At 67.1% G+C, this 1,530-nt stretch carries 2 pseudogenes; both read left to right on the forward strand.

What is annotated here, in order from left to right:
- Window positions 1-498 (forward strand): annotated as a pseudogene (locus DQP56_RS24950) (PGRS repeat-containing protein); the annotation flags it as partial.
- A gap of 532 nt (window positions 499-1,030) precedes the next feature.
- Window positions 1,031-1,530, forward strand: a pseudogene (locus DQP56_RS24190) (hypothetical protein); the annotation flags it as partial.

Raw genomic sequence — 1,530 nt, forward strand, 5'->3', positions numbered from 1 at the left:
TACGGTGCGGTCACCGACAGCACCGCGCACGCCGGCAACGGCGGCGCCGGCAACGGCGGCGACGGCGGCAACGGCGGCTGGGCCTGGACCCGAGTTGACGACGAGTACGCGGGAGCCCACGGTGCCAGCCTCGACGGCAGCAGCACGACCGGCGGCAACGGTGGCAATGGCGGCGCCAACGGCGCCGATGGCGCAACCGGCGGTGACGGCGGCAAGGGCGGTGACGGAAAGATCTGGGCCGGCACCAGCAACGGCACCACCGGCCAGTTCGACGACGTCCACGCTTCCGGCGGGCACGGTGGTACTGGCGGTGACGGCAGCGCACCCGGCAGCGGCGGCACCGGTGACGGCGGCAAGGGCGGTAACGGCGGTAACGGCGGCGGCAGTGTGAACCAGGCCGGCCCGGATATCGCCGGCACCGACGGCGGCCCCGGGGAAAACGGCGGGGCCGACGGAACGCCCGGCCAGGCCGGCACCCCCGGTACGAACGCCCCCTAGCGAATCCACTCTCCCAACGCCTCGGCCCGGTCTCACGACCGGGCCGAGGTGTTTTCAATGCCGGGGAACGAGCAGCGTCCAGCCCCGACATGGGCGCCTCTGTGCCGCTGACCGGTCCGTGGACATGCCTGTTGACATAAGTAAACCCTGATAATTTTTACCCTGCTGTTCGGGTATCCGACTACCCCAGGATCTGGCGGGCCCCGGACCCCTCCCGCGCCATCTACCGAAACCGGCCAGCTAATGGCCGGTATTTAGTGCATCAAAGTCGCGGAGACTCCGGCTCAGGAAACTCAAGTCCGGAAGCCGCGAATTTGCCGGACGAAAGTACCTTTATTTCCAGCGGTGTTGACTGAGCCGAAACAGCCATTAACGTAAGCGCGAAGTTAGCGACGGTTCATGCCGTCTTAGTTGGGGGGCAGCGTGTCGCGTCGTGCGCAAATCCGTTCCACGAGCGCTAACGGCACCAACAGGGCCGACCAGCCCTGATCCCGAAATCTTCAACCGCGTCATTATCTGAGGGGGACCCACCATGTCAGCTCGCACGCCTCGTCGCTCGCGTACCCAGAAATCCCGCCGGGTGTTCGGCGCAACCAGTGCCGCGGCGGCTTTCCTGGCGTTCGGCATGACCCCGGTGGTCGCCGCGCCGGCCGCACACGCCGACCTCGACGACCTGTTCGACATCCTCAACACCGACCTGTTCGGGACCGCGGCCGGCGACATCAGCTTTTTCAACGGCGACGATGCGATGGACGTCTTCACCAACCTGCATGCCGACCTCGAGGGCTGGCTGGCGGATACGGACAACACTGCGCTGATCGCCCAGATCAACGACCCCTGGATCGACCTGTTCGGCCGCAGCCTGATCGGCAACGGCGATGCCGACTGGGATGGCACCAACGACTCGATGCTGGGCTGGCTGGGCCTGGGCAACTTGAATGACGGCGGTTTCCTGTTCGGCGACGGCGCCGTGGGTGGCGTCGACACCGACGGCAACGGCCTGGCCGGCGGCGACGCCGGGTACTTCGGTTT

Source organism: Mycolicibacter senuensis (assembly GCF_003284925.1).
Taxonomy (GTDB): domain Bacteria; phylum Actinomycetota; class Actinomycetes; order Mycobacteriales; family Mycobacteriaceae; genus Mycobacterium; species Mycobacterium algericum_A.